Source organism: Nonomuraea terrae (assembly GCF_004348995.1).
Taxonomy (GTDB): domain Bacteria; phylum Actinomycetota; class Actinomycetes; order Streptosporangiales; family Streptosporangiaceae; genus Nonomuraea; species Nonomuraea terrae.
In genome coordinates this window covers 41,600-47,805 of record NZ_SMKQ01000049.1, presented here as the reverse complement: position 1 = coordinate 47,805, position 6,206 = coordinate 41,600, and the positions used below count along the sequence as shown (strand labels likewise).

Below are 6,206 nucleotides of genomic sequence, written 5' to 3'. Positions count from 1 at the left end.
GGGATGGTCCACGGGATCGAGGGCGGGCGGGGTGCCGGCTTTGTCACCGCTGCCTCGAGGAGGCGTCGGATCTCTGTCGCGTCTGGGCGGTCGGCGGGATTCCGCCGCAGCATGGCGGCCAGGACCTCACGCAGCGGGCCGCCGTCGGCGTCGAGGGTGCGGCTGGGCCGGGCGTCAGCGTCGCCGGCGTCGAGGGTGCGGCTGGGCCGGGCGTCAGCGTCGCCGGCGGTGGGAAGGTGCGGGGTGTCGCTTGGGTGGCCGATGAGGACGGTGTGGAGGGTCGCGCCCAGGGAGAAGACGTCGGACTTCGGTTCAGGCCGGCCGCGTACGACCTCGGGGGCGGCGTAGTCGGGGGTGTAACTGACGGCGCCGTTCGGGGTGAGCGTGTCGGAGCCGCCCACGCGGTACGCGGCCCCGAAGTCGGTCAGCTTCGCCGTGCCGTCGCCGGTGAGGACGACGTTGCCCGGCTTGACGTCGCAGTGGACGATGCCCTCGGCGTGCAGGGCGGCCAGCGCGCCCGCGATCTGGGCTCCGATCCGGGCCGCCACCACGGGGGACATCGCCGGGCACCCCTCCAGGCTCCCGCCCGGCGCATGCTCCATGACCAGCCACGACAGGCCGCCACGCGGCCGGCTCGCGCGTACGGCGTGGTAGAGCGTGACCACGTGGGGATGGCTGAACCGGGCCAGGGCCCGGGCCTCCGCCCACGCCCGCTCGGAGTCGGCCGCGTCACGAAGGACGGGCCGCTTGAGCACGACCTCACGGTCGAGCTCCACGTCACGCGCCAGCCACACCTCCCCCGACCAGCCCCTCGCGAGGCTGCTCACCAGCCGGTAACGCCCGTCCACGGTCATGCCCGGGCGTACCGTCACTCCCTTCACCTGTGGGTCGGAACGCAGTTGCAGGAAGCGCACCACCCGAATGTATCCAGTGACAGATCGGTCACGCAGCGTTTCCGCGGGACCGGTCCCCGGGCCGCGTACGCAGACTGGGCGGCGGCCACCACCACGAAGTCCACGAGTCGCGAAAGCAGGGAGGACCATGCCCCGCACCATCGCCACCGCCCTCGCGCTGGCCGCGTCCGTCGCCGTCATCACCGTCGCCGCCCCGCCGGCCGTCGCTGAGCCCGCGGCCGTCAAGGCGTGTCACGACGGGCGGTGCAGGCTCACGCTCACCAGGTCGGCGACGTTCCCGGTCGATCCCCGGTTCGGCATCACCCGGCTGACCGTCGACTTCACCGCCGACATCGTGCGGGTCACCGGCACCGGCACCCGCGTGACGTCGCAGACGCAGATCGGCAAGGGCGCGTCCGGGTCGGTCAACGGCATCGGCGTACGGGTGGAGTCGCTGTCGGCGAGCAAGGCGGTGGTCGTCCTGACGCCCAAACGCTGATCAGGTGAGGGCCTCGCGCAGGAGGAGCACCGCGATGTCGTCCGAGCGTTTGTCCAGGGTGGCCGGCTCGATCAGCGAGTCGGCCAGCTCGAGCAGGGGCAGCCCGCAGGAGGGGTTGAACCGGCGGGCCAGGCGGTCGATGGCCTCGTCCAGCGGCAGCCCCGGCTCCTCGATGAGCCCGTCGGTGTAGAGGGCGAGGACGGACCCGGGCGGCAGCCGCATGTTCGTGGTGGCGTACTCCGCGTCGGCGTCGACACCCAGCAGCAGCCCGGGTGAGGTCTCGATGACGCGGGCCGGCCCGCCCGGCATGCCGAGCACCGGCGGCAGGTGCCCGGCGCTGGCCAGGCACGCGACGCGCCGGCGCAGGTCCAGGCTGACGTACAGACAGCTGGTGAAGCGGTCGGGGGCGAGCTCGGTGAGCAGCCGGTTGGTGTGCGCGAGCACCTTGCCCGGGCTGGCCCCGGCGGCGGCGTGCGCGCGGACGGCGGTGCGCACCTGTCCCATGAGGGCGGCGGCCGTCATGTCATGGCCCTGTACGTCGCCGATGACCGCCGCCACCATGCTGTCGTTGAGCCGGATCAGATCGTAGAAGTCGCCGCCGATGTCCATCCCGGGGGTGGCGGGCACGTACCGCGCGGCCACGTCCAGGCCGGGCACGCGGGGCAGGGTGTGCGGCAGCAGGCTCGACTGGAGGCATTTGGCGAGCTGGTGCTTGGTGTCGTAGAGCCGGGCGCGCTCGAACGCCTGGGCGATCAGCCCGGCGAGCGCGGTGAGCGAGGCCCGCTCCTCCGCGCCGAACGTGTGCGGGTGGTCGTAGCCGAGCACGCACGTGCCGATGGGCCGCCCCGAGGTGACCAGCGGCAGGAACGCCCACGCCTGCATGCTGCCGCGCACCGCGTCGGGGTACGCCTGCCGCATCTCCTCCCAGGTGGAGAAGAACCCCGTCCTGCCGCGGCGGATCAGGTCCGCCGAGACGGGCGCGGCCGGGACACGGCCTTCAAGCTCGTCGATGACCTCGCGGCTGTAGCCGCGCGAGCCGCTCACGCGCAGCCGGCCGCCCTCGACGGTGATGAGGGCCAGGGCCTGCGCGTCGTACACGGGTATGACATGGTCGGCGACCAGGTCGACGACGTCCTGGGCGGTGACCGCGCGGGCGAGCGTGGTGGCCAGCTGCAGCGTCTCGTGCACCGCGATCAGCCGCAGCGGCCGGCTCTGGCGGGCGGTCGGGCAGGAGCGGGGCTCGCGTGACATCGTGCCGGAGGTGACGCGCAGGGTGATGCCCGACAGCCCCGGATACATCCAGAACGACAGCTGCCGGCCCGCCGGGTTGCGGGCGATGAAGTGGGTGACCTGGCCGCCGACGATCGCGGCCCGGTAGCGGTCCTCGTACGCGGGGTCGGACAGCCACAGGAGCGCCTCCCACAGCCGCCGGCCGACGAGGTCGCGCGGGTGGCCGAGCAGGTCGGCGGCCGGCGCGCTGATCAGGGTCACGCGGCCTTCGGTGTCGAGCGAGCAGTAGCCCTCCGGCAGGCGGTTGAGGTTGTCCAGGGCCACCATGTCGGCGCTCGGGTTCCCGCTCGCGGACGGCGGGACGAGGATGCGGGGCCGCGGCGCGGGGTTGATCGGCTGCCCGCGCTCGGCCGCGCACCGCAGCACCTCGCCGATCTCGGCGCAGGTCTTGCTGAGGACGTCGAGCTGGCGCGGGGTGGGCTCGGTGAAACGCCCGGCCGGCCACACGAGCATGAACCCGCCCCAGGCCAATTCGCCGACGCAGACGGGGGCCAGGGCGATGGAGAAGTGGTAGGGCACCGCTATCGCCGCCCCCGGGAAGGAGCGCGCCAGATGCTCCCGGTCGGCGATCCAGACGAGCCGCTGTTCGCGTACCGCCGTGGCGATCGGCACGGGGTCCTTCGTCCTGACCAGGGCCCAGGCGTTGGCGATGGGGGCCGGCATGCCGTACGCGCTCTCCATCCGGAGCACGTCTCCGCCCTCGTCGACCAGGTAGGTGGCGCCTATGTGCGCTCCCGCGTCGGTCACGGCGCCGATCAGCAGTTTGTCGAGGCGAGACGAGCCGTTCGCCGCACCGGGGGCCGGGACGCCCTCCTGCCACACGGTCAGGACGTCCCGTTCACAGAAGGGGGAGGGGCAAACCACCCATCGCCTGTCATACGGGCAGAATACACGTACAAGTGAAACGGATCGTTTACGAAGAGTAATCGAATGGTCAGGGGGCGGCCAGCGGGGGCCGGGCCCGCCACTGGGGGAGCATCGGTTCGAGCATCCGGGCCAGCTCCGGCATCCGTGGCGTGACCGCCAGGGCGGCCACCACCTGGAGCAGCCTGGCCCCTTCCATGAAGTCCAGCAGCGCGGGGTCCGGCCGCCGCCCGCCGGCTCGTACGTACGTCTCGATCGCCTGCGGGCCCGCTCCGGCGAGGTCCCACTCCACGGGGGCGAGTGTCACGTCCTCGAAGTCGGAGAACAGGTACCCCCGCTCGATCCGCAGCACGTTGTAGTGCGGCGCGTCACCGTGCACGGCCTGGACGCGGGCTCCGGGGAAGGCGCCCGGCAGGTCGGCGGCCACGGCCTCGGCCACGGCGCACTCGTGTTCCATCCGGTCCAGGTCGGACGGGGTGAGTGGCCCCGGTCGCAGGCGCAGCTCGGCCAGGGCCCGCCGCGCGGCCGGCACCACCGGGGCCAGCGGCGTCAGCTCGCCGGGATAGCCGGCCATCGCCTGATGCAGCCCGGGCACCCAGCCGGCCTGCTCGGTGAGGCGCGCCTCCAGCGACTCCGGGGGAGCCGCGGCGACGGGGTCGCGCTCGTCGACGTACTGCCACAAGGTCAGCGAGGTGTCCTCGCACGTGACGGGCTTGGGCGGCACCAGCGGGCTGGGCGGCACGACGGGAGCGCCGCGCCCGGCCAGCCAGCTCACCACGGCGAGCTCGCGGCGTTGCCGTTCGGCCTGCTCCTCGGCCGAGTCGATGGTCAGGCTCGGCACGCGCGCCACCACCGGGTCGGGCGCGAGATGCACGAGCACGTTGAACACGTCGTGCAGGACGCGCGGCTCGGTGGCGCGCAGCCCGAGCCGCCGCCCGGCGGTCACCGCCAGCCGCACGGCCCGCCGCGCCCGCTCGGACCCGGTCACAGGGCCTCCGCCCGGACGCCGGACAGGCCGGGCGCGCGGTCGAAGAACAGGTGCGGGTGCGCGCGGGAACGCCGCAGCTGCTCGGGGGCGGCCACGCCGCGCCGACGTCCGTCCACCAGCACCCCGCCCGCGGTGAACCCGGGCACGCACCAGACCATCGTGTACTTGGCGTACAGCGGGTCGGCGCCCGCCGGGGGCGCCGGCGCGGCGAGGTCGCCGGCGGTCTCGTCGATCAGCGGCTGCATGTGGCATGACTCTACTTCCTGGATGTCACTGGCGTCCGCGGGCCGGCGGCGCATCCCGGGCGCGGGCACCTCCGGATGCCGGCTGACTGCGGAGAAGAGCCTGGTCGCCGCCCGCAGCATCGACTCCCTGGCGGCGTCTTCCGGAGATCCCATGATTGCGGCCTCAGGCGCGAGAAACCGGCAGACGTACGACCGGTAAAAGCCCCGCCCGATGGCGGTTTGTAGTGATTCATCCGATACGGTGCCGGTGATCTGCGATGTTGGGAGGATCCATGGGTTGGGTCACCACCTGGACCGCGGCTCCTCAGCTCACCGAACCCGGAAACATGCCGCCCCCGCCGTACGCCGGGCAGGGCCGGGTCCTGGCCGGCGCCACACTGCGCCAGACCCTGCGGATCACGGCCGGCGGGCCCAGGATCAGGCTGCGGCTGTCGAACGCGTTCGGCGGCGCGCCGCTGCCCGTCACCCGCGCGGCCGTGGCGCTGCCGCGGGGCGGGGCGGCGGGCGTGAGCGGGATCCTGCCGGAGACCTCGCGGCCGGTGACGTTCTCCGGGCGGGGGTCGGCGGTCGTGCCCAAGGGGGCGCACGTCGTGTGCGATCCGCTGGACTTCGAGGTGGCCCCGGGCTCGGTGCTGACCGTGAGCGTCCACCTCGCCGAGGGGACGGCCTCGTGCGACCTCACCTCGCACCCCGGCTCCAGGACCACCTCGTACCTGGCCGCCGGCGACCTGGTCGAGGCCGCCGGCTTACCCGGCGCGACCGCCGTCGACCACTGGTACCTGCTCAGCGGCGTCGAGGTGGCGGCCGGGCCCGGCACGGCCGCGATCGCCGTGCTGGGCGACTCCCTGACCGACGGCAGAGGGTCCACGACGAACGGCAACGACCGCTGGCCGGACCAGCTCTTCGACCGGCTCCCGCCCGGCGTCGCCGTCGCCAACCAGGGCATAGGCGGCAACCGGGTGCTCGCCGACGGCCTCGGCCCCAGCGCGCTCGCCCGGCTCGACCGCGACGTGCTCGCGCAGAGCGGCGTGCGCCGGCTCGTGGTCTTCGAGGGCGTCAACGATCTCGGCACTGCGGAGCCGGACGCCCGGTCGCGGGTCGCCGCCGACCTCGTCGCCGCCTACGAGCAGATCGTCGTCCGCGCCCAGGCCCGTGACCTGCTCGTGTACGGCGCCACCCTCACCCCCTTCGGCGGCCACGACTACGACGACCCCGAGGGCTGCCGCGAGGCCGCCCGGCAGCAGGTCAACGACTGGATCCGCACCGCCGGCCGGTTCGACGCCGTGATCGACTTCGACCGCGCCGTACGCGACCCGGCGGACCCGCGGCGGCTGCTGCCCGCCTACGACGAGGGCGATCACCTGCACCTGAGCCCGGCGGGCTATCGGGCACTGGCCGAGGCCGTCCCGCTGGAGCTGTTCCGATAG

The 6,206-nt window shown here is 73.7% G+C and carries 6 protein-coding genes; 2 read left to right on the top strand and 4 right to left on the bottom strand.

Annotation, left to right across the window (positions count from 1 at the left end; genetic code table 11):
- Positions 1 to 914, bottom strand: a 914-nt coding sequence (locus E1286_RS18400; protein ID WP_223190090.1) for a serine/threonine-protein kinase, incomplete at its 3' end; no start/stop codon positions are given.
- A 127-nt stretch (positions 915 to 1,041) separates the two neighbouring features.
- Here E1286_RS18400 and E1286_RS18395 point away from each other — a divergent pair.
- Positions 1,042 to 1,392, top strand: coding sequence for a hypothetical protein (locus E1286_RS18395; protein WP_132614085.1), 351 nt, complete (start codon positions 1,042 to 1,044; stop codon positions 1,390 to 1,392).
- Here E1286_RS18395 and E1286_RS18390 read toward each other — a convergent pair whose 3' ends face one another.
- The 3 genes from E1286_RS18390 to E1286_RS49230 all read right to left on the bottom strand — a co-directional run bounded on the left by E1286_RS18390 (position 1,393) and on the right by E1286_RS49230 (position 4,932).
- Entirely contained in the window at positions 1,393 to 3,504 is a 2,112-nt protein-coding gene (locus tag E1286_RS18390; protein ID WP_246074957.1) for a SpoIIE family protein phosphatase, read from the bottom strand. It lies immediately after the preceding gene.
- Between the two features lie 112 nt (positions 3,505 to 3,616).
- Positions 3,617 to 4,534, bottom strand: coding sequence for a phosphotransferase (locus tag E1286_RS18385; RefSeq protein WP_223190088.1), 918 nt, complete (start codon positions 4,532 to 4,534; stop codon positions 3,617 to 3,619).
- Positions 4,531 to 4,932, bottom strand: coding sequence for a hypothetical protein (locus E1286_RS49230; RefSeq protein WP_223190086.1), 402 nt, complete (start codon positions 4,930 to 4,932; stop codon positions 4,531 to 4,533). Before E1286_RS49230 ends, E1286_RS18385 begins: the two co-directional genes overlap by 4 nt.
- A gap of 119 nt (positions 4,933 to 5,051) precedes the next feature.
- Between E1286_RS49230 and E1286_RS18380 the strand changes: the two genes are divergently transcribed.
- The gene (locus tag E1286_RS18380; protein ID WP_246074956.1) at positions 5,052 to 6,206 is read left to right on the top strand and encodes an SGNH/GDSL hydrolase family protein; all 1,155 of its coding nucleotides are present in this window, start codon (positions 5,052 to 5,054) and stop codon (positions 6,204 to 6,206) included.